At 51.8% G+C, this 334-nt stretch carries 1 protein-coding gene; it reads right to left on the bottom strand.

Annotated features, from left to right (window positions below):
* Positions 1-271: IMP dehydrogenase (locus FQK12_RS27840; protein ID WP_409996478.1), on the bottom strand; the 271-nt coding region annotated here is incomplete at its 3' end.
* Positions 272-334 lie beyond the last annotated feature (63 nt).

Below are 334 nucleotides of genomic sequence, written 5' to 3' on the forward strand. Positions count from 1 at the left end.
ACTCATGTTTCTTCACGCGACGAACTTCTTCCGCCTGGCGCTCGATGGACATGTTTTTGTGAATAAAGCCGATGCCGCCTTCCTGTGCCAGGGCAATAGCCAGACGCGCTTCCGTTACGGTATCCATGGCTGCGGAGAGCATAGGAATATTCAGACGAATGGTTTTCGTCAGCTGAGTGCTGAGATCGGCAGTATTCGGCAGAACGGTAGAATGAGCGGGAACGAGGAGGACGTCGTCAAACGTCAGGGCTTCTTTAGCGATACGTAGCATGGGCAATATCTCGACCAGGGTGGATAAATATTGCCGTGGCATTATACAGAGCGTAACCGATTG

Origin of the sequence: Klebsiella sp. ME-303 (genome assembly GCF_007910085.1) — a bacterium.
GTDB classification, from domain to species: Bacteria; Pseudomonadota; Gammaproteobacteria; order Enterobacterales; family Enterobacteriaceae; genus Klebsiella; species Klebsiella michiganensis.